Raw genomic sequence first — 20,849 nt, 5'->3', positions numbered from 1 at the left:
GGGTCAGGATGGGGTTGTTGCCTCATCCTCTGCTTCACGCTCGGCTTCAGCATGTTCAGCCGCCCAAACCCCGGCGGCCTCTACCGCTACGGGTGAGGCGGTAGGCACAACGCCGAGGTAGTGCTCGGTTGCCTCAACGGGCGTCACCGCGCGCTGGGTCATGCGGTAGAGCGCATAGAGCGTAATACAGGTGAAGGTAGCGCCGAGCACGGGCCAGAAGGCGTAGGGCCCCAACCCCTCCATTGCCCAGCCCGTTACCAGTGGGCCGGTAATGGCACCAAGCCCGAAGGTGAACACCAGCCCGCCAGAGGCCGACGCCATATCTTCAGCGGACAATGAATCGTTGGTATAGGCCAGAAACAACGCATAGAGTGGCGTCGTGACGCCACCGGCGAAAAAGGCCGCCATCATCAATGGCCAAAGGCTGCCACCGGTGACCCAGCCGACAACGCAGGACACAGCGCCGAGCGTGGCGGCGCCGAAGATCAGCTTGCGTCGGTCCATTCTGTCTGACAACCAGCCAATCGGGTACTGCAGCAGCAGGGCACCGGCAAACAGCATCGCCACGAACAGGGCGATCTGGGTCGGCGTCAGCCCGATCTGGCTGCCATAGACGGCGCCCATGCCCGTTTGAGTGGCGTAGACGCTGCCCAGCAGAAAGATACCAACGGTACCGAGTGGCGAGCCGGAGAAAAGGTCTCGCAGGGACATTGGCCGTGCCACTTCGACCACTGGTACGTGCGTTACGGTTAACAGAATGGGGGCAAAGGAAATGGAAACCAGAATCGAGGCGCCAATGAACAACACGGAAGTGCCTGCATCGCCCAGCGTCAGTAGCCCCTGGGCGCCAATGATGCCGAGTGTCTGCGCGATCATGTAGGCCGAGAGCACTTTGCCGCGGGTTTCATTGGTGGCCGCATCGTTCAGCCAGCTCTCGGCAGTGACGTAGATGCCCGACATGCAAAAGCCGACAAGCAGTCTTAGCGGTGACCAGGCCCAGGGCTCGGTCAGCAACGGAAAGGCAATAAGCCCCGCCGACATGAAGCTGCCCAGTGCCGCAAAGACTCGGACGTGGCCCACCCGGCGTATCAATTTGGGGCTGTAGCGGGCACCGGACAAAAACCCCACGAAATAACTTGAGGTAACAATAGCCAGTTCAGCGGCCGAAAACCCTTCAATCCCACCGCGCAGACCGATCAGGGTGAAATGCATGCCATTGCCCAGCATAATGAGCACAATGCCCAGCAAAAGCGGCCAAACACCGGACAACATCCTGATCATAAAGTGCCCTCGCACGCTGGGGTCTTTGCAGACGGTCAGATCGTTACACGGTTGAGTCGACGCTGCGGTCATAGCAACGCCCAATTTATGTCTGTTTGCGACAGGGCTTGGTAGCACCATTATTCAAACGGTCTTGTGTCGCTGCTGTCTTTGGTAGCAATGGTTGACCAAATAAGACGCTATGTCTTGTCCGGCGTGCTACAAACGCATTGGTTGCCGTAAGAGGCGATAGCACAATAGTGACCGGTTAACAGGGGAAGGCTTGCTTCGTGAAAACAACTTTAGGGTTAGTGGTTCCGTTTATAGTGGTGTTGGCAGGTTGCCAGGAAACCGCTTCGTCGGTGGCCGACCTTAACAGTCCGTTGCCGGTGAATGTGGCACCGGTTACCGGCGAGAACTGGTACCAACCGCCAGTGGGCGTTACCTGGCAGTGGCAACTGCTGGTGCCAGATGGCTCTTCACTGAACGACAGCTATGACGTTGCGATCTACGACGTCGATCTGTTCGATACCTCTGAAGCAACCATTCAAAAACTGAACGTTTCTGATGGTCGCAAAGTCATTTGCTATTTCTCTGCCGGCTCCTATGAGAACTGGCGCGATGACGAAGCCAGCTTCAGCGGCAATGAACTGGGCAATACCCTTGATGGCTGGCCCGATGAGCGCTGGCTGGATATCCGCTCATCCAATGTGCACCGCATTATGCAGGAACGGCTCGATCTGGCCCGTGACAAAGGCTGTGATGGCGTTGAGCCAGATAATATGGATGGTTATCTCAACGACCCCGGGTTCAACTTCACGGCTAATGATCAGTTGGCCTACAACCGCTTTATCGCCAATGAGGCACACAAGCGCGGCCTGTCAGTTGGTCTGAAAAATGACCTCGATCACGTCGAGGCGCTGGTCGACTATTTCGATTTTGCAGTGAATGAGCAGTGCTTTGAGTACGATGAATGTGGCCTGCTGGAACCCTTTATCGATGCCGGTAAACCAGTGCTGAACGCCGAGTACCCGGCCGACGACTGGCTGGATGATGCAAACGAGATCGATCAGTTGTGCAACCAGGCCGGCACGCTGCAATTCAGCACCCTGGTACTGCCGCTGGACCTCGACGATAGTTCGCGTCATAGCTGCCTGAGTGAGGGGTAGTCCGGCTTACTGAGATCTCTGAGGCAGGGGGCCTACCGAAACCGGCCGCGCTGGCTACTGTGTTGCCTGCGAAACTCAGTGGGGCTGATACCTGCCTTTGCACGAAAGCGGTTGCTGAAATGACTGCTCGACCCAAATCCACAACGCAACGCAATCTCGGTCATCGTCAGTGGTGTTCCGGCGAGCAGTTCACGGGCCCGGCTTAGGCGTCGGTGCAGCAGGTAGCGGTGGGGTGGGTAGCCCGTGGCCTGTTTGAACATGCGGGCAAAGTGAAAGTCACTCAGCCCGGTTACCCCGGCTATATCGGCCAGGGTGACGGCCTGGTTCAGGTGCTGTTCGATGTATTCCACGACCCGTTTCAACTGCCAGGCCGGCAAGCCGCCGGTTGGGCGCAGGGTTGGCAGGCGGCGTTGGCTGTAATGGCGCAGCGTGTGTATCAGCGCCGTTTGGGTGGCTGAATCCAGTGCCAGCTGGTCCAGAGGGTCTTGCCAGTTGCTCTGGCTGAGGGTGGTGCAAAACAGCTGGGTGAGCAGGTTATCCTGGGCGAAGTCGATTTCATCGAGTTGTACACTTCGGCCATCCTTATCCCATACCTGTTCGATCAACTGGCTCAGGTGAGCGTCGCTGAAATAGAAGTGCAGCAGTGAGATGGGTCCGAGCACGTCCCAGTTGGTGGTCAGGCTGGCGGGCATCAGGCACACGCTGTTGCTGCTCTGGCTGCCCACGGTGCGGGACCCCTGTCGGCGCAGAGAGTTCTCAGCGCCGTTCAGGTAAACGCTTAACGTGTGATGATTGGACTGAATGTTGTCTATTCGGTCGTCCTGATTGCGCCAGCGCCATGCCGTTTTTCAGCCGGGTGCTGCTCACCAGACGGGCTTGCGTCTGTTTCATTCTGGGGTAATGGGTGAGTGTATCGGCAGACATGGTGTGGCTCCTCGGAACTGGGCTAACAGTACTCAGGCCCGGTAGGATTTTCAATCTGACGACTCACATAACCGCAAGAACAGGCAAAGTGGCGCAAGTGCTTGCAAGCCAGCCATAGTGAGTTCGGCGATACTGCGGCTAACGCGTATCACAGTGGGAACAGCGCACCATGAATAGCCTTTTGTACATCTCGACGGTTCTGATCTGGGGGTCGACCTGGCTGGCCATCGCCTGGCAGGTGGGCGATGTGGCCGTACCGGTCTCCGTCTTCTACCGCTTTCTAATCGCCGCGCTGGTATTGCTGGCCGGGCTTACGCTGTCGCGCCGCCGCCAGGCGCTGGGTGCCAGTGACCATCTGTATTGCCTGCTGCAGGGTGGCTGTGTTTTCGGGTTGAATTTCTATTGCTTCTACACCGCTGCGGCCTACCTGCCCAGCGGGCTGATCGCCATTCTGTTTTCGATGTCGACCCTGTTTAATGCGGTTAACGGCTATCTGTTTTTTCGCACACCCGTACCCCGGGTGTTCTATGGGGCGTTGGCGCTAGGTCTGCCGGGCATGGTGTTGATTTTCTGGCAGGATCTGATCGCCGTTGAGGCTACCTGGACCTTGCTGGGTGCGGTTGGGCTCTCGTTGTTGGGTACTTTCGGGTTTTCACTTGGCAACATGGTATCGGTTCGGCATCAGCGGCGTGGGCTGCAAATCAACTCGACCAATGCCTTTGCCATGCTATACGGGGCCTTGTTTATGGGGTTGATCGCTGTGGCACAGGGGGCGAGTTTCAGTCTGCCAGAGGAGCCCAGGTATCTGGGTGCACTGGTCTACCTGGCCGTTATCGGGTCGATCGGGGGGTTTGGTGCCTACTTTATGCTGGTCGGGCGCATTGGGGCTGGTAAAGCGGCCTATGCCACTGTCTTGTTTCCCCTGGTGGCGCTGGTGTTGTCGACGATATACGAAGGCTACCAGTGGCATGCCAGTGCACTGATTGGGCTGGTGATGATTGTGAGCGGTAACCTGCTGATGTTTAACACACATCGGGCTGTGTGGGGGTGGGTATTGGTTCGTACCGGAGCGCGCAGTGCCTAAGGAGAGAAGAATAGGGCACTTGCAGTGCGGCCACTCTTCCCTTGGAAAAATACGTTAGCATAGGGGAACACTCACACTCAGGACTCCCGATGAACGTTCTCTTTGCGGCCCCGGAAGACGCCTGGGGCGGGATTCTGCATCGTTTCCGCACAGCACTGCCCGAGGTCACATTTACCGCCGGTGGGCTCAACCCGAATAACCTCGCCGGGTACGATGTGGTGATTCCCACCATGAGTCGTATCGATGCGGGGCTGCTGCAAACCGCAGACCGGTTGCAATTGATTCAACAGATTGGCGCCGGGCTGGAAGGCGTGGATTTGGAAGCGGCGCGAGCCCGAGGCATCGCGGTGGCCAATGTTCCGACCGATGTATCGGGCAATGCCGATTCGGTAGCGGAGATGGTGATCTATTTTATGCTGTCGCTGATGCGGCGTACGGCGGAGCACCCGGAGCAGCGCCAGAAAAAACAATTGGGTGTGCCGGTTGGCCGCAGCCTTATGGGTGCTACGGTAGGCATTGTTGGGTTTGGTGCGATCGGGCAAGCGGTCAGCCGACGACTCAATGGGTTTGGCGTGCGCCAGATCGCGATAAAGCGTGAACCGGATGCGGCTCTGGCCTCGGAGTTTGGGCTGGACTGGCTGGGGCGACCGGATAGGTTACCTGCGTTGCTGAAAGCGTCGGATCTGGTTGTGTTAACGCTGCCCGATACCGACCAGACGCATCAGTTATTCAATGCCGCCCGGTTTGAGCAGATGAATCCCGGGAGCTATCTGATCAATGTCGGTCGTGGGGGGCTGGTTGAACGTGATGCCCTGCAAGCCGCATTGGTAAACGGACACCTGGCGGGTGCTGCCCTGGATGTTTTCTGGCAGGAACCGCCTAACCCGGAGGACCCGATCTTTGCGTTGAATCTGATCACCTCGCCCCATGTTGCTGGCTTAAGTGACCGGTCGGTCGACGGCATTATGCAAGGTGCAGCCGATAATATTCGGCGGCTGTTGGCGGGCGAGGCTCTGCTTCATCGCCGGGTTTAATCCCTCAGGGAGATGACCACGCAGCCCACACGCTGCTCGGTTTCAACCCGGCGGTGGGCCTCACCAGCGTCAGTCATCGGGTAAACCCTATCCACCAAAGGGCTGATGTCACCGGCTTTGATCATCTCGGCCAGTGTCTCCAGTTCCTTCTGCGTTTCGCCCGCCAGTTTTACGGTGACTTTTTTGCGGGTGGAACGGTTGGTTATCGCAGCACGCAGCATGTCGGATAGCCGGGGGTTGCCGATCAGATAGCGACCGCCGTCGTTGAGTGTATTCACCCAGGCCGAATAGTCGCTTTGCGCCACCATGTTGAGAACGACGTCGTAGGTCTGGCCCTGTTGAGTCGGATCGGTGCGGGTGTAATCAATAAAATGGTCGGCGCCGATGTGTCGCAATCGGTCTTCCTTGAACCCGGCGTCAACGGCGGTGACCTCGGCGCCCATCGACTTGGCGATTTGCACGGCAAAGCTGCCAATACTGCCCCCAGCACCGTTAATCAGCACCTTGTCTCCGGGTTCAATACCGGCACAGTTCATGAAATGCAGGGCGTTCAGCCCACCCAGTGGCACCGCTGCAGCGGCTTCTGATGACACTGAGTCCGGTACCCGGGCCAGGGTGTAGTGGGCGGGGAGGCACAGATACTCACCATAAGCGCCCATTCGGATCTGTGTTGAACCAAACAGGCGGTCGCCGGGTTTGAACCGGGTGACGCTGGCACCGGCTGACACGACTTCTCCGGCGAAATAACCGCCGAGGATGGGTTTTCGGGGTTTGAAAACACCCAGAAACAGCCGCAACGGCAACCAGAACCAGTTCACCGGAAAGCGAAAACTGCGCAGTTCACAGTCACTCTTGGTGGCTTCGGCCGCGTGAACCCTAATACAGACTTCATCGTCTTTGGGCGTTGGGTTGGGAACTTCCTCGACTTGCAGTACATCGGGTGAACCGTAGGTTCGGTAAGTGATCGCTTTCATCGTCATCCTTGCAGGGGTACCTGGTTCAAGGATAGCCGGTTCTAAAGCTGGGAGATCTGTCAAAAGTCACGATACGCCGTCGGCAGGGAGGAATAAATCACTGTATAAACTACTGGTTGACAGGGCTCTGCAAAAGTGGTCTCGTAGTGCTGGTTTTACCATGCCAAGCACAGTTAGGGAGAACGCTATGAAAGCGACCGGAAAGATCAATTACCTCGAAATGCCCTCGCGTGACATCGAAGCCACGAAGCGCTTTTTCGCAGCGGCGTTCGGGTGGTCCTTTGTGGATTACGGGCCCGACTACGTCGCCCTTGAAAATGCAGGGCTCGATGGTGGTTTTTTCAAGTCCGAACAGGTGTCAACAACCGCCAACGGCAGTGTTTTGGTGGTGCTATACAGCGCTGCTTTGGCGGACACACTGGCGCAGGTCAAAGCGGCCGGTGGCACCATCGTGCAGGACATTTTCGACTTCCCCGGTGGCCGGCGCTTTCATTTCACCGACCCCAGTGGCAATGAATTTGCGGTATGGTCAGAGCCCCTTTGAGGCAACACTGACCGCGTGCCTCTTTCCCTGCCCGGCTAGGCCGGGAAAGAGGCTAAGCGGAGTCAGAAAGCACCGTAGGAAACAGACTCGGATGCCAGCTCAGTTCCCTGGTCATCAATAACCTCGATCAAAATGATGAACAGGTCATCCTCCGCCGACGTTGGTGCACTGGTTAGGGTGCCGCTAGTGATGCCTGGCGCTAACTCCGCGAGCAGGGTCGGCTCCTCGGCATTGATCAAGTCTGTAAAGCTGATGTAGGACATCTGCAATTGAACGTTCTCTGCATCGCCAGAGAATTCCGCGGTAACACTAAAGCTGTAGTCTTCCCCAATTGCCAAAGGCAGGCTTTGAACCGGGCTGATGTCGCTGAGTTGAAGGTCGCCCTCGTCGTCCGTGTAATCGTCATCGCTACCCGCCCAGCGGGGGAAGCTGCCGGCCTGGTTGATGATGCGCACTTCATCCACCTGCCAGCCACGAAAGCCGTTGTAGAGTTCATCGACCGTATCGAATGCCAAGCGGAGTTGTATCTGTTCACCGGCGAATTCGCTGATGTCGATAGGCTCTTGCCACAGCCACGCTGGGGCTTTGTTGTAGCCGCGGTTACTGTAGGGCAATGGTGCTCGGTCTGCCTGACCCACCGGGTCCGACAGCGGGTTGAGTCTGGCCAGGGTGGTCCAGGTATCGCCACCATCGGTGCGGATCTGAACGGACATCAGATCAAACCCTTCGTTGTTGGGGTTAACCGATTCTATCTCCCACCAGTTACGGAAGGTCACCGACAATGGGCCGCTGGCTGAGGTCAGATCAATCAGCGGTGAAACAATGGCGCCTGCATTGGGTTCGTCCGACGTGCCGCCATCAAGGGTGACTCCACCTCCGGTTTCTTCAGCGGTTCCGATGAAATTGCCTTGCCCGGTCGCCGGGGCATCACCTGGCTGACCATACCAGCACGCCCGGGTAGTCTCTGGATTTGGAATGGCGCCGTCACTTTGATCATCGGGTGCCAGTTTGACCAGGTTATCCTCGAGAGCCTGGTTGCGAAGGCCCTGGTTTGCGGCATGGCTGTGCCACAAATTTAGTACTCCGCCATCAACAGTGTCGCTTGTCCAGGCGCCGCAGACGGCATTGGAGCCTGTTTGGCTGAAGGTTTCCTGATACAGGACCTCAGCAGACGCGCTGCCTTCTACCAGGACATGGTTGAAGCCGGTGACCGCGCCAGTACCCAGGATATCCAGGTTGGTGATGACCAGTGGTGAAAAGTCGTCGTGCGTTACGCGCCAGACTACGTTACCGAGCGACGGCACGATGGCCTGGCCGACGTTGACGATCAGACTGTAATGCCCGTTTTCGTCGCTGATGGCGGTCGCGATGGCCCCGTTAGTGGCGGCGCCTGCCGAGAGTTCTATCTGGGCACCTTCAACAGGACCCTTGCTGTCGTAAATGATGCCGTTGAACGACGCAAAGAACCCTTTGTCTCCCACCGGGGTAAGGGTGTTGTCCTCTTCGAGCAAGACCGGCATCGCAATCACGGCAACCGGATTGGTGTTGTTGATGCCGACTTTAACGCTGAGTGCCGTGTCATCGCCTTCGATGTCGATGCTGAGTGTATAGTTGCCTGTGCCCAGAAACGGTATGGCGACCGAGCCTGTGGCGTCGGTAGTGTAAACCCCGCCGGAGAGCGTATTGGCGGACCGTTCGGCGGTATCGGCATCGATAGAAAACGAGACATTCGCCAGAGGCCGGCCAGTGACATCGAGCAGTGTCAATTGTTCAAGTTCGACGGTGGTTGGTTCAAAAGCAGCGTCTGAGCCGGAATCACTGGAACCGCTGCTGTTGCAGCCAAATAACGCCAGACACAGGACGATCAGGGGAATCACTTTATACACGATGTGTGCTCCATGTTGATGGTTCAGTCCTTTCAGGAAGGGCGATTCTATAGAGGGGCTGGTAGTTGTGGGAAGCACCCGGGTTCAGTTACATGATGGTCATCACAGTTTCGGTAGTGAGTACTGCTTCACGGTGCATCGGTTTCGTCGTGAAACCGCGTCGCTGACGATCATTCGCTGTTCCAATGTTGATAAAGTTGCAACGTTATGATCGTTTTTGTGAGTCAGAATGGTTGATTAAATGACGTTAATGTCGGCGAATATCTGGTTAGTCATAGAGAATCACCTGGATTACGCTCGCAGGCTGGCCTAAAAATCGTAACGTTGTTATTTTGGTTGGCGCCTGGGTAGAATGACGGGTTCAGCTCAACCGGAGACAGCCAGTGCCCACCACTACCCTAAGCCTCGATGATCGGTGGCAACTGTTTCGCGAAGACACACCGCGGCATTGCTACGACGTTAAGATTCCGGTCGATGTGCACCATGTGCTGTTGCAGGCCGGTGACCTGCCTGACCCGTTCTATCGGGATAACGAGGCCCGGGTGCAATGGGTGCATCAGCAACGTTGGGTGCTGGAACGCAGCTTCGACTTGAGCAAGGCTGATCTTGCCCGGGATATCACGCTGCAGCTGGAGTATCTGGACACTCACGCCACCATTACGCTGAACGATGAGCCGGTAGCGACGCTGTCGAACCTGTTTCGGCGGTTTTATTTGAACATCTCACCCCAGGCCCGGGTTGGCGAAAACCGTCTGCGTATAACCCTGCACGATGCGGCCCAGCTCGGTGCCGAGCGGGCGGCCCAGCTGCCGTTCCCGGTACCCTACAGCGAATCGAATAATCAGATACCGCACATGAACACGGTGCGTAAAACCCAGTGCGATGCCGGCTGGGACTGGGGCATCTGTCTGATGTCGACCGGGCTCTATACAGCGCCGCTGATTCAGGTCCATTCAGATCGATTGCTGGATACGGTTCGGGTTACCCAGCATCACCAGCCCGGCGAGGCACGGTTGGCGGTCACGGTCGATACGATTGGTGCCGCGCAAACCGAGCAGCGTATTCACCTGGGGCTGCCCGGCGCGGAACCGGTTGAATTAACCCTGGTGCCGGGCCAGACCCAGGGCGTAGCCGAATTGATCGTGACCAACCCATCGCTCTGGTGGCCTAATGGCTATGGTGATCAGCCTCTGTATCGGTTAGCCGTCGAACTGGACGGCCAGCTTTGGCAACGCGACATCGGCCTGCGAGATCTGTACTGGGATCTGAGTGCCGACGAAGCGGGTAACCGCATGGTGGTCGTGGTCAACGGCGTCGAAATCTTCGCCAAAGGCGCCAACTGGATACCGGCCGATGCCTTCCCAGCACGACACACACCCGAGCGCTATCAGCATCTGCTCGAAGCCTCTGCGGCGGCGCATTTCAACATGATCCGGGTCTGGGGCGGCGGCCTGTACGAACATGATGCTTTTTATGCAACCTGCGAACGCCTCGGGTTGCTGGTGTGGCAGGACCTGATGTTCGCCTGCTCGTTGTACCCGAGCACCCCCGCCTTTCTGGACGACGTTACGCCCGAAGTCGACTGGCAGATTCGGCGCTTGCAAAGTCACGGCTGTATCGCGATCTGGTGTGGCGACAACGAAGTGATCGGCGCCATTAACTGGTATGAAACGTCACGCAACAACCGCGAAAAGTATCTGGTTAATTACGACCGACTGAATCGGGTGCTGGACGACACCGTGCAACATGGCGACCCGAGCCGGGTGTTCTGGCCCAGTTCACCCTGCAACGGTGAACTGGATTTTGGCGACGCCTGGCACGATGACAACAAAGGCGACATCCATTACTGGGATGTCTGGCATTCGGGCAAATCCTTTTCCGCCTACTACGACATTAAACCGCGTTTCTGCAGCGAATTTGGCTATCAGTCATTCCCGTCGAAAGGCGTTATCGAATCGTTTACCGAACCCGGTGACCGCAATGTCACCAGCCCGGTAATGGAAGTGCATCAGAAAAACCCGGCCGGCAACGCCAAGATCGTCGAGATGTTCACCCGCTATTTTCGTTTCCCGATGGGCTTCGACCAGTTCCTGTATTTAAGCCAGGTGCAACAGGCCATTGCGATGAAAACCGCCATCGAATACTGGCGCACCTTGCGCCCGCATTGCATGGGTACTCTCTACTGGCAGCTAAACGACAATTGGCCAGTGGCCTCCTGGAGCAGCCTGGAATACGGTGGCGGCTGGAAGCAGATGCACTACCACGCCCGGCGGTTTTACCAGCCGGTGCAATGGTTCTGGATCGGCGAAGGTGCGACGCAGCAACTGGTTGCCGTGAACGACTTACCCGTACCAGCCCGGCTGAGTGGCCAGTGGCAAATCATCGGGCTAGACGGGAAAGTCGTGCAAACAACGCCGATCAACCAGCGACTGGAAGCCGGGGAAAGCCTGTGCCTGGCAGAAGTAACCGCCGAAGACCCCACCGAAACCTTTGCCGTCGCCCGCGGCGACTATGAACTTGAGCAAATAACCAGCGCAATTGCGATTCCCGTTATCAAAGGCGAGTGCGACGCCACCACTTACTTCGCGGTGTGGAAGCACCTCGACTTGCCACAGGCAATGCTGGCGATTGAGACCGGTAAAGATGCGGAAGGTCTCTGGGTTACCTTGAGAACCGACGTGCCAGCGCACTATGTTACCCTCGACAGCCCCGGCACCGGCCGTTGGAGTGATAACAGCTTCACCCTGCTGCCTGGCGAGACCAAAACCCTTCGCTGGCAAGGTCAGCCATTGGGTCGGGATGAACTGGCGGTTTATCACCTGGCAGCAAGCTACCGGGAAACCATGGGCACCATGGTGCGGTTGAAATGACGGGTGTTCCAGTAGAGGAAGGGCGCCATGACGCCAGATAAACCCAGAGCAACGCTCAAGACGCTGGCCCGGTACCTCGATTTATCGGTGTCCACCGTGTCTCGCGCCTTAAAGGGCGGTGCCGAAGTGAAACCCGAAACCATCGCACGGGTGAAAGCCGCAGCCGCAGAGCTGGGCTACCGGCCCAACCATTCAGGTATTGGCCTGAAAACGGGCAAGACCCACGTTATCGCCCTGGTCATGCCGGTGATCAAGCCGGGCGAAATTGTTGGCGACCTGGGCACGCTGCCGCTGATCGAAGGGCTGACCGCTGGGCTGGCTGACACCCCTTATCACCTGACGATCATCCCCGGCCGTCCGGACCAGGAAGCGCTGGAGCCGGTACGCTACATTGCCGAACACGGCCTGGCCGACGGCGTGATTCTGAACATCACCCGCAGCGAAGACGAGCGGGTGAAATACCTGCACTCGATGAACCTGCCTCTGGTCACTTTCGGCCGTACTGAACTGTCGATTCAGCACCCCTATTACGATACCGACAACATCGACTTCGGCTACCGCGCCGCCCGCTACCTGCTCGAACGCGGTCGCCGCAAACTGGTGATGCTGACACCGCCGCAGCATTTCCTCTATGGCTGGCATCGCAAGGTCGGTTTTCAGCGTGCCCTGCTGGAAGCCGGCCTCGACTTCAATGAACACCGGCAATTGCTGATCGAAGCGAAGGCAACCGACTACCGCGCTCAAACCCGGCAGTGGCTACACAGTGACTGGCAACCCGATGGCATCATCTGCGGCACCGAAATCGCCGCCATGGGCGTACTGGCCGGCTTGCACGACAGCGGCCGGGTCGTCGGTACCGATTGCGATCTGGTCACGCTGGAAACCTCACCTCTGCCCGAGTACTTCCGCACACCGGTGAGTGGTTTTCATCAGGATCTGCACAAAGTCGGACGGCAATTGGTGAGTTTGCTGCTGGACCATATCGACCAGAGAAAACCGGTCCGTGAGTTGCAAATCATTGAGAAAGCGGATTTTATTGAGCGTTAATTTTCACCGTTTCAAGGTTCAGCAATCGCTCAGGAGACTAGCACCGGCATGCGATGCGGTTTTGATGCGACATAGCCAAAGCAACCAAATGAGAAAGAGGACCGCTCTGTGAACTTTTATGATCGTGATTTTCTGAATCAGCATTGTCAGTCGATACTGGCGTTTTACGACCCGAGAGTCGACGACCCGAGCGGTGGTTTCTTTCATAATTACTATGACAACGGCGATGTGTTTGACCCCGGCTTTCGCCAGCTGGTCAGCAGCACCCGCCTGGTGGTGAACTACGCCCTGGCGGGTCTGCATTTCGACCTAGAGGAGTATCGCATTCGCGCTCGCCGTGGTCTGGATTATGTCGAACAGGTGCACTGGCGCGAAGAAGAAGGCCTGTACGCCTGGACCCTGCGTGACCATGAACCCGAAGACCTGACTCAGCAAGCCTACGGTTATGCCTTCGTATTGCTCGCCTATTCCGCCTGTCTGAAAGCCGGCGTCATTGGCAATACCGAGCCACTGCATCGCACCTACGATTTGCTCGAACAACGCTTCTGGCAAGCTGAGCACGGCCTCTATGCCGACGAACTCAGTGCCGACTGCGTGCTTAGCGACTACCGCGGCCAGAACTCGAACATGCACCTGTGCGAAGCCATGATTGCCGCCTATGAAGCCAGCCAGGACACACGCTTTCTCGAACGCGCCACAACCCTCGCCAACAACATCGCCTTCCGCCAGGCCGACCTCACCGATGGGCTGATCTGGGAACACTACACAACCGACTTCAGCATCGATTGGGACTACAACAAAGACGACCCGAAAAACCTCTACCGCCCCTGGGGCTTCCAGCCCGGCCATCAGACCGAGTGGACCAAGCTGCTGCTGATGTTGCACCGCCACGACCCGCAACCGCGCTATATTGAACGTGCAAAAAGCCTGTTCGACCGCGCCTGGCAAAGCAGTTGGGATGCCGAATACGGCGGCTTGGTCTATGGCTTTGATTCCCAGGGTCAATGGTGTGATGACGACAAATACTTCTGGGTACAGGCCGAAAGCTTTGCCGCCGCCGCGCTGTTATTGCAGGCCACCGGTGACGAACGCTACCGCGACTGTTACCAGCAGCTGTGGCAATACAGCTGGGATCACTTTGTCGACCATGACTTCGGTGCCTGGTTCCGGGTGCTGTACCGGGATAACCGCAAAGTCTCGAACGAGAAGAGCGCCGCCGGTGCCAAGTGTGATTACCACACGTTGTGTGCGTGCCTGGAGGTTTTGCGGGTTATTGAAAATTGATCGTCTGAGGCGCGACCTTACAGGTCATATCCAGTAGAGTGGAGCTTTCTCAAGTTAATGGAATCGACACTATGCGTCAGCAATGGTTAAGTCTGGGTGGCCTGGTTGCCACCGCCTTCATACTCAGCGGTTGTGCCGGTTTTGGGGTGGACGATGCCTATCGTCAGCCCAGCTTTGATCACCAGTCCACCCGGCTGACCGGCATTACCTGGACCGGCGTCAACGGCTCCAGCCAGGTCAAACTGACTAACCCCAACGCCTATCGACTGCCGATCACCGAATTTGCCGCCCAGCTCTGGCTCGACGGCGAACCCTGGATCGACTTGGGCACCCCTACACTGAATGGATTGGCGGCTCGCTCATCCACCACCCTGGAATTCGACTGGACCGTCACCGCCGCCGGTCTGTTGCAGCGTGCGCGTGATGCCTACGCCGCTGGCGAAGCCAACCTGGAACTGAAACTGCAACCGACGCTGTCGGTGCCCGTGCTGGGCGCACGCCAGCTCGACTGGTCGCACGACTTTACCGTGCCGGTGCCGAAATCGCCTCAGGTTAGCTTGGCTGATTGGCGGGTCGAAGACATCGGCTTCACCAGCCTGACGCTGGCACTGGACCTGGTGGTCACCAACCCAAACCGGTTTGGTCTGGCAACCGGCCCTTTCGATGTGGGCATCGAAGCCGACGGGCGCAGCCTCTCTAGAATGTCGCTGTCGGAAATGGACATCGGGGCGGGCGTTACTCAGCGCCAGACGACCGAGGTGTCGCTGGGGTTTGGGGGGCTGGGTGTCTCCTTGCTCGAAGCCCTGCGCAGCGGCGAATGGCCGTCTAATCTTGGCATGAACTGGTCTGGCACGATGCGCAGCCCGGATCTGGGTCTCGATCTGCCCTCCTTGACCGGATCGATCAGCCAGTAAATGATAGGCGGTGGTCAGGCTGTTACCTTCAGCCTGCACCGGTGCCTGTCCGGCGAGAGTGACCGGGCAACCGAAGGGCCGTGTCAACCAGGCTCAAACACTCGATGCCCCCGGGCACGGGTAGCGACAGCAGGGGTTTAGAATGGGTAGCAAGGCAGTAGCGTCCGCAGGGCGCCTAATGATGGGAGTTGTGGCGGGGCTGACACTGGTGGCGACCGCGTCGCAGGCCTCAACACTCAGTGATGTGCGCAGCAAAAACTACCTCGATTGCGGTGTCTCGACCGGGATTCCCGGCTTCTCGAACCCCGATGCCGAAGGCCGCTGGAGCGGTCTCGATGTGGATGTCTGCCGGGCTGTTGCGGCGGCCGTGCTGGGCGATGCCAGCAAAGTACGCTACACGCCGCTGCCGCCGAGCGACCGGTTCAACGCCCTAAGTTCCGGCGAAGTGGACATGCTGTCGCGCAACACCACCTGGACCCACGCCCGGGACACCACCCTCGGCATGATCTTCGCGGGCATTGTGTTCTACGATGGCCAGGGTTTTATGGTGACCCAGTCTTCAGGGATCAGCGGGCTACCGGAACTGGATGGCGCGGCGATCTGCATTCAGGGCGGCACCACCAGCGAATTGAATGTGGCTGATTACTTCCGGGAAACCGGCATGAACTACCAGCCCGTGGTCTTCGCCACTTCCGACCAGACGCTGCGCGGCTTCGAGGCCGGCCGGTGCAACGTCTTAACCTCCGATCTGTCGCAGCTGTATGCCCAGCGCACCCGGCTCAAAAACCCTCAGGCCGTCACCATTCTGTCTGAGGTTATTTCCAAGGAACCCCTGGGGCCGGCCGTTCGGCAGGACGACATGCAGTGGTACAACATCGTCAAGTGGACGGTCTACGCCATGGTCAATGCCGAGGAATACGGCGTTAACCAGAGCAATGTCGACGCCATGCGGGAATCCCCCAAACCCGTGATCCAGCGCATGCTCGGCGTAAACGCCGACACCGGCCGCGCCATGGGCCTGTCAGCCGACTGGGCGTATCAGATCATCCGTCAGGTGGGCAATTATGGCGAGGTGTTCGAGCGCAATGTCGGTGTGGATTCAACCCTGGGCTTCGAGCGGGGGCTGAATCAGCTGTGGAACAAAGGCGGCTTACTGTACGCCCCGCCGCTGAGGTAGCTGCTTGGGTATTGGAGTTCGCAACCAACTGAGTGCCATGCGCCGGGTGTGTCTATCCGGGGTAGTCCGCAACATGGACTAAAACGCCGGGAGCGTTTTAGCATGAGCGCAGCGAGCCTGAAGGGTGAATCCCATGGATGGGATTCATATCATGCGGTCTAGGCCCCATGGATGGGTTTACGCCGACCCCGTATAGACACACCCGGTGCCTGGCACGGATTTTTGGCAACACAACAAAGTCGAACTCCGAAACCAAACCACTAAAGAAAACGTCTCGCCTGAGAATACCGCTGTTGCCAATAGGCGTTGCCGAGTGATGACTCGGTTACGCCAACCGACGTGGCCGAATGAATAAAGCGGTCATCCCCCAGGTAAATACCCGCATGCTGGTCTTTTCCGCCGATGCGGAAGAAAACGATATCCCCCTCGCGCAACTGGTCGCGCCGTACAAACTGCCCCTGGCTTAACATCAACTCAGTGGTGCGGGGCACGATGCGGTTCAGTCCTTCCCGGTAGGCCGTTACGATGAACCCTGAACAATCAAACCCGGCGGGCGTGGTGCCGCCATAGCGGTAGGGCGTGCCCTGATAGCGCTGGTAAACCTGTTGTAACTGGCTTACGACGGCGGAATGGCTGGAAGGTGCGGTGCCGGTGTTACCGGGTGATTGTGTGGATTGACCGGTAGCGACCGGCTGGCTGTACGAGCCGGCTTCATAGCTCTGGTAGCCAGCGCAACCGGCCAGGAACAGGCTGGCTGTGGTGATCAGCAGCAGGCTGCGCAGGTGGCAGGTGGGCGTCGGGTTGTCGGCTGGGAACATCGGTTTTGTAGGCATCGTCAGCGGTCTGTCAAAACTCTGTATAGCAACCTTACCTCGCGATGCCGGCACGGGCCAGTCGCTGTGCGTAAAGATGGCGGGCCGGATTCAGCGGGCAGTCAGGTTGAGCGGCCCTGTTGCCAGTGCAGCAGACGCTCTACCAGCATCGGGCGGGAGAAGGGTTTGGGAATCAGGTCATCCATGCCCGCCGAGAAGGCTTCGTCGCGATCGCGTTCCATGGTGTTGGCGGTGATCGCCAGTATGGGGGTGTTGGCGTTGGGGCCATCACTTTTGCGGATCTGACGGGTGGCTTCGAAGCCATCCATCTTCGGCATCTGACAATCCATCAAAATGTAGTCGTACTTAATCGCAGCGGCATGCTCCACCGCACCCAGTCCGTCGTAGGCAACCTCCAGTTCACATCGCTCTCGTTTCAGAATGGCGGTCAGTAATTTCAGGTTAAGCAGGTTGTCTTCGACGATCAGGACTTTGCTGCCTGCCAGGGGCGCCGCCTCAGCAGTACCGCCTTCCTGCTCGGGCGCGCTGGTGCAAGGCAGGCTTAGTCGGGTCAGGGTGTGGTCGGCCTGTTGCTCGCGGCTCAGTTCGGCGCCCAGAATGTCGGCAAAGGCCTGGCTGAGATAGAGGTTGAGCGTTGGGCCCGTGAGGGAGGATTTGTCGGTCGGACTTTCGTGGTTGGCCAGGTCGGTCACCGGTGGCGTATGAATGGTATCAATGGGGTTGGGCTGGCGCAGGGTCAGGTTTAGCCGCTGGGCAGTGGCGTCGAAATGTGCGCTCATTTCTATATCGCCGGACTGGCTGTGCTGCAGGGCATTGTCGAGCAAGTGATCCAGAATATGCTGGGTGTTGTGCCAGTCGAGTGACAAGGCGCCGGGCAAGGTGTCGGCCCCGATCAGGGAGCAGGCCCGGCCGTGGGTCGAGAAAGCCGCTGACAGCCGGTGTTGGCAATCCTGAAGTCGACTGCGAACGTCAACCACCGCTGGGCGGCTGACCACCGGGTAGGCCAGTAATTCGGCGTAGGAAAGCAGACTTTCCACCTGGTGGTGAGTGGTGTGAGTCGCGTTTTGCAGCAAATACAGCAATTCCTGCTGCCGAGCTTTCAGCGGGCTGCTGGCCAGTTCGGCCAGTGCACCCAGCGCGTGGGTGATGGGGGTGCGCAACTCGTGGCTGACCAGACGCAGAAACTCATCCTTGCTGCGGTTGGCGTCGCGTGCATCCTGTAAGGCCTGATCGAGCCGGGCCAGGGTCTGCAAGGCTTCTTCTTTGGCTTCGGCTTCACGCTCCTCGCGCGCGCGATGATCGTTGCGCAGATAATTGGCCTGAGCCACCGACATCAACAGCGACTCATAAGCCACACCAAACAACAGGGCGCGTTGTACAAAGAAGTTGGAGGGCAGCACGCCCTGCACATAGAGGTTGTAGATAACGGCACAGATCACCATGCCCGACCAACTGATCAGAAACAGCGGCGCCGAGTTCAGACCCTTGTGGGTAGCACTGATGCCGAGATAGATAACCGTTACAAAAAAGATCAGATTGGCCAGAGTCACTATGGTGACCGCGTGGCTGATCATATCCAGCAGGCCAAAGGGGATTGATGCGATACCCAGCCAGCGCAACCCGCTCAGCACATGGTGCAACCGCGGGTAGTGAGTACGGGTTCGAAGGAAATGCTGGCAAAAACTGTAGCCGCCCCAAAAGAACATCGCCAGCCCGAAAAACGCCGCATTTTGTTGAAAAAAGACGGAATCGGGCCAGAGGTAGAGGTAGCCAACCCCTGAGTTGTATACCGAAAACAGAATCATGCCGCTCAGGTAGATCAGGTAATTGAAGCGGAACCGGTCTCTGTCTACCTGCCACATCACCAGGTTGAACAGCAGCATGGCGCCACTGAGTGTGATCAGCAGTACATCGAGCAGCATTTCGCGGGTGGCCGAGTGTATCTGGGCCGTTTCATCGTTCAGACTGACGTCGAGCGCGAGGGTGCTGCGGCCATAGGCGGCGATGTAGATTTCCCGGGTGTCACCGGGGGCAATGACGATTGGCACCAGGTACCCGGGGAACGGATAGCGGCGCAGGTCGCTGGGGCGGCGGTCGCCAGCGATAAACAGGGGGGCATTCAGGTTAATGGCCTGGCCCGCCAAAACCGAATAGACATCCACGTAATCGGCAGCCTCGGCGTTGATGGCCAGCGTCCACTCGGATTGCTCGGTATCGTTCACCACACTCAGGGCCAGCCAGGCCTTCTGGTCGTCCCGGATATAACCAAAATTCGGGGTGCTATCGAACGTCTGCGGCAAGGCATCGAGGCTGGGAGGCGTATCGAGGGGCAACAGCCCACCGTTGAGTGCATTCAGCGTAAGATGGTTGTTGATTTGCGACAATCGGATCTCGGCACTGACCGCACTGGTATACAGCAGGCCTGACAGGCTGAACGCCAGAAACGTCAGCACAGAGGCGATGCTAATGCATCGCTGTAAGGGGGGGGAATGCCACGGGACCCAGCTACCCAACCGGCCTCTGGAAGGCGGTTCGGTGTCTCGATTCCCTGTCGTGGCAAGCTGTCCTTTTGATGTCATCGGCGTATTCAGAACAATGCATCCAGGCCCAGCTTAACACTTAGACTGATGTTTACACCTGCCTTTTCTTCAAGTGCGCCCAGCAAATAGCCGTTTTTCATTGAAAACCGGACGCTTTCGTTCAGCGGTGTCTGTATATGGGCCGGCATAAACGGCCGGGTGTCCGGGTTGTAAACGCTGTCCAGGCCGTTAGGGAAACGCTCGCTATGGCGGTACCCGTCAGCAACAGCGATAACCCAACAAAAAGTACGGTGCTTGCAACAGAGGGTCAGCCTCGTATGATGAAAATCTAATCTGAACAGCGTCAATCCTGGACATGGAGGCATTCAATGGAAGTCATTAGCAGCGAACAGGCGGCTCGGTTGCTCGCCTGGCCGGCACTGATCGAGCGTATTGCGAGCGCCTTTGTCGACGGTGTTGAAGCGCCTCCACGCCATCATCACGCGATGCATCGCAAAGACGGTGAGGCCACCATGCTGCTGATGCCCGCCTGGCAGAAGGACGGTTACGTGGGTGTGAAAATGGTCAACGTCTACCCGCAAAATGCGGCCGCCGGCTTGCCGGCGATTTCCGGGGTTTATTTACTCAGCAATGGCGAGACCGGTCAGCCCCTGGCTTGCATCGATGGCAGCGAGCTGACCCGGCGTCGAACCGCCGCTGCGTCGGCACTGGCCGCGCGGGAACTGGCGCACCCAGACGCGGCAACACTGCTTGTGCTCGGCACCGGCAAGCTGGCCCCCATGCTGATTGAAGCCCACGCCAGCGTGCGGCCCATTCGGAAAGTGCAGGTCTGGGGGCGCAACCCGGAGAAAGCCGCAGCGCTGGCAATGCAGTATCAGGACCGCTTTGAAACCGGTGTTGTAACCGACCTGGCAGACGGCGTGAGCCAGGCCGACATCGTCAGCTGTGCCACGCTGTCAACCGAGGCCCTGGTGAAAGGCAACTGGCTCAAACCCGGTGCGCATCTGGATCTGGTCGGTGCCTTTCGACCCACCATGCGCGAGTGCGACAGCATGGCCATAACTCGCGGCAAGGTGTACGTCGATACCTACGCGGGTGCCCGGGGAGAGGCCGGTGACCTGTTGCAGGCTATGGACGAAAGCGACTTCACATTCGACGATGTCTGCGCCGACCTGGCCGATCTATTGCGTGGCAAAACCCCGGGCCGCGAAAGCGGCGAGGAGATTACGGTGTTTAAATCGGTCGGTGCGTCGCTGGAAGACCTGGCCGCCGCCATCGAAGTCTGGCAGCAGTACTCAGGAGCCTGAAG

16 protein-coding genes are annotated in these 20,849 nt (G+C 58.2%); 10 read left to right on the top strand and 6 right to left on the bottom strand.

Translation table 11 applies throughout. The annotated features are described in order from the left end of the window. Window positions 1-3 precede the first annotated feature (3 nt). Entirely contained in the window at window positions 4-1,281 is a 1,278-nt protein-coding gene (locus tag EP166_RS14945) for an MFS transporter (RefSeq protein WP_127558493.1), read from the bottom strand. Between the two features lie 269 nt (window positions 1,282-1,550). Here EP166_RS14945 and EP166_RS14940 point away from each other — a divergent pair, with 269 nt between their 5' ends. Beyond that, the gene (locus EP166_RS14940) at window positions 1,551-2,429 is read left to right on the top strand and encodes an endo alpha-1,4 polygalactosaminidase (protein WP_246026310.1); all 879 of its coding nucleotides are present in this window, start codon (window positions 1,551-1,553) and stop codon (window positions 2,427-2,429) included. Between the two features lie 32 nt (window positions 2,430-2,461). Here the strand turns inward: EP166_RS14940 and EP166_RS14935 are convergent, their stop codons facing one another. After that, window positions 2,462-3,154, bottom strand: coding sequence for a helix-turn-helix domain-containing protein (locus EP166_RS14935; RefSeq protein ID WP_127558491.1), 693 nt, complete (start codon window positions 3,152-3,154; stop codon window positions 2,462-2,464). A gap of 368 nt (window positions 3,155-3,522) precedes the next feature. Here EP166_RS14935 and EP166_RS14930 point away from each other — a divergent pair, with 368 nt between their 5' ends. After that, window positions 3,523-4,437, top strand: a complete 915-nt coding sequence (locus EP166_RS14930) for a DMT family transporter (RefSeq protein ID WP_127558489.1) — start codon at window positions 3,523-3,525, stop codon at window positions 4,435-4,437. Between the two features lie 89 nt (window positions 4,438-4,526). Continuing rightward, window positions 4,527-5,471, top strand: a complete 945-nt coding sequence (locus EP166_RS14925; RefSeq protein ID WP_127558487.1) for a 2-hydroxyacid dehydrogenase — start codon at window positions 4,527-4,529, stop codon at window positions 5,469-5,471. Here the strand turns inward: EP166_RS14925 and EP166_RS14920 are convergent. Further along, on the bottom strand, window positions 5,468-6,445 hold the full coding sequence (locus tag EP166_RS14920; protein WP_127558485.1) for an NAD(P)-dependent alcohol dehydrogenase: 978 nt from the start codon (window positions 6,443-6,445) through the stop codon (window positions 5,468-5,470). The two genes, EP166_RS14925 and EP166_RS14920, sit on opposite strands and share 4 nt — an antisense overlap. 187 nt (window positions 6,446-6,632) lie before the next feature. Here EP166_RS14920 and EP166_RS14915 point away from each other — a divergent pair, with 187 nt between their 5' ends. Then, complete coding sequence (locus EP166_RS14915) at window positions 6,633-6,989, top strand: VOC family protein (protein ID WP_127558483.1); 357 nt, start codon at window positions 6,633-6,635, stop codon at window positions 6,987-6,989. Between the two features lie 62 nt (window positions 6,990-7,051). Here EP166_RS14915 and EP166_RS14910 read toward each other — a convergent pair whose 3' ends face one another. Continuing rightward, window positions 7,052-8,875, bottom strand: a complete 1,824-nt coding sequence (locus EP166_RS14910; RefSeq protein ID WP_127558481.1) for a hypothetical protein — start codon at window positions 8,873-8,875, stop codon at window positions 7,052-7,054. A 383-nt stretch (window positions 8,876-9,258) separates the two neighbouring features. Here EP166_RS14910 and EP166_RS14905 point away from each other — a divergent pair, with 383 nt between their 5' ends. The 5 genes from EP166_RS14905 to EP166_RS14885 all read left to right on the top strand — a co-directional run bounded on the left by EP166_RS14905 (window position 9,259) and on the right by EP166_RS14885 (window position 16,167). Continuing rightward, complete coding sequence (locus tag EP166_RS14905) at window positions 9,259-11,745, top strand: beta-mannosidase (protein WP_220432595.1); 2,487 nt, start codon at window positions 9,259-9,261, stop codon at window positions 11,743-11,745. A gap of 27 nt (window positions 11,746-11,772) precedes the next feature. Then, window positions 11,773-12,792: a LacI family transcriptional regulator gene (locus EP166_RS14900; protein WP_127558479.1), complete on the top strand. Its 1,020-nt coding sequence runs from the start codon at window positions 11,773-11,775 to the stop codon at window positions 12,790-12,792. Window positions 12,793-12,900: 108 nt separating this feature from the next. Continuing rightward, the gene (locus EP166_RS14895) at window positions 12,901-14,076 is read left to right on the top strand and encodes an AGE family epimerase/isomerase (protein ID WP_127558477.1); all 1,176 of its coding nucleotides are present in this window, start codon (window positions 12,901-12,903) and stop codon (window positions 14,074-14,076) included. Between the two features lie 71 nt (window positions 14,077-14,147). Further along, window positions 14,148-14,990 carry an LEA/WHy family protein gene (locus tag EP166_RS14890; RefSeq protein ID WP_127558475.1) on the top strand — a complete coding sequence of 281 codons (843 nt, stop codon included), beginning with the start codon at window positions 14,148-14,150 and terminating at the stop codon, window positions 14,988-14,990. Window positions 14,991-15,132: 142 nt separating this feature from the next. After that, on the top strand, window positions 15,133-16,167 hold the full coding sequence (locus EP166_RS14885) for an amino acid ABC transporter substrate-binding protein (RefSeq protein WP_246026309.1): 1,035 nt from the start codon (window positions 15,133-15,135) through the stop codon (window positions 16,165-16,167). Window positions 16,168-16,427: 260 nt separating this feature from the next. Here the strand turns inward: EP166_RS14885 and EP166_RS14880 are convergent, their stop codons facing one another. Together EP166_RS14880 and EP166_RS14875 are read right to left on the bottom strand one after the other, a co-directional pair. Next, window positions 16,428-17,000 carry a C40 family peptidase gene (locus EP166_RS14880; RefSeq protein WP_246026308.1) on the bottom strand — a complete coding sequence of 191 codons (573 nt, stop codon included), beginning with the start codon at window positions 16,998-17,000 and terminating at the stop codon, window positions 16,428-16,430. A 101-nt stretch (window positions 17,001-17,101) separates the two neighbouring features. Further along, a complete protein-coding gene (locus EP166_RS14875) occupies window positions 17,102-19,453 on the bottom strand; it encodes a 7TM diverse intracellular signaling domain-containing protein (RefSeq protein ID WP_164743959.1) in 2,352 nt (783 codons plus the stop codon). A 455-nt stretch (window positions 19,454-19,908) separates the two neighbouring features. Between EP166_RS14875 and lhpI the strand changes: the two genes are divergently transcribed. Beyond that, on the top strand, window positions 19,909-20,847 hold the full coding sequence (gene lhpI / locus EP166_RS14870) for a bifunctional Delta(1)-pyrroline-2-carboxylate/Delta(1)-piperideine-2-carboxylate reductase (protein WP_127558471.1): 939 nt from the start codon (window positions 19,909-19,911) through the stop codon (window positions 20,845-20,847). The last annotated feature ends 2 nt before the right edge of the window (window positions 20,848-20,849 follow it).

Source organism: Saccharospirillum alexandrii (genome assembly GCF_004000275.1).
Taxonomy (GTDB): Bacteria; Pseudomonadota; Gammaproteobacteria; order Pseudomonadales; family Natronospirillaceae; genus Saccharospirillum; species Saccharospirillum alexandrii.
This window is presented reverse-complemented; position numbering and strand designations above follow the sequence as displayed.

What these genes read in the sequence shown, in the direction of transcription:
- EP166_RS14945 (WP_127558493.1), bottom strand. Translation starts at nt 1,281, where the DNA reads ATGATCAGGATGTTGTCCGGTGTTTGGCCGCTTTTGCTGGGCATTGTG.
- EP166_RS14930 (WP_127558489.1), top strand. Translation starts at nt 3,523, where the DNA reads ATGAATAGCCTTTTGTACATCTCGACGGTTCTGATCTGGGGGTCGACC.
- EP166_RS14925 (WP_127558487.1), top strand. Translation starts at nt 4,527, where the DNA reads ATGAACGTTCTCTTTGCGGCCCCGGAAGACGCCTGGGGCGGGATTCTG.
- EP166_RS14920 (WP_127558485.1), bottom strand. Translation starts at nt 6,445, where the DNA reads ATGAAAGCGATCACTTACCGAACCTACGGTTCACCCGATGTACTGCAA.
- EP166_RS14915 (WP_127558483.1), top strand. Translation starts at nt 6,633, where the DNA reads ATGAAAGCGACCGGAAAGATCAATTACCTCGAAATGCCCTCGCGTGAC.
- EP166_RS14900 (WP_127558479.1), top strand. Translation starts at nt 11,773, where the DNA reads ATGACGCCAGATAAACCCAGAGCAACGCTCAAGACGCTGGCCCGGTAC.
- EP166_RS14890 (WP_127558475.1), top strand. Translation starts at nt 14,148, where the DNA reads ATGCGTCAGCAATGGTTAAGTCTGGGTGGCCTGGTTGCCACCGCCTTC.
- EP166_RS14885 (WP_246026309.1), top strand. Translation starts at nt 15,133, where the DNA reads ATGGGTAGCAAGGCAGTAGCGTCCGCAGGGCGCCTAATGATGGGAGTT.
- EP166_RS14880 (WP_246026308.1), bottom strand. Translation starts at nt 17,000, where the DNA reads ATGCCTACAAAACCGATGTTCCCAGCCGACAACCCGACGCCCACCTGC.
- lhpI (WP_127558471.1), top strand. Translation starts at nt 19,909, where the DNA reads ATGGAAGTCATTAGCAGCGAACAGGCGGCTCGGTTGCTCGCCTGGCCG.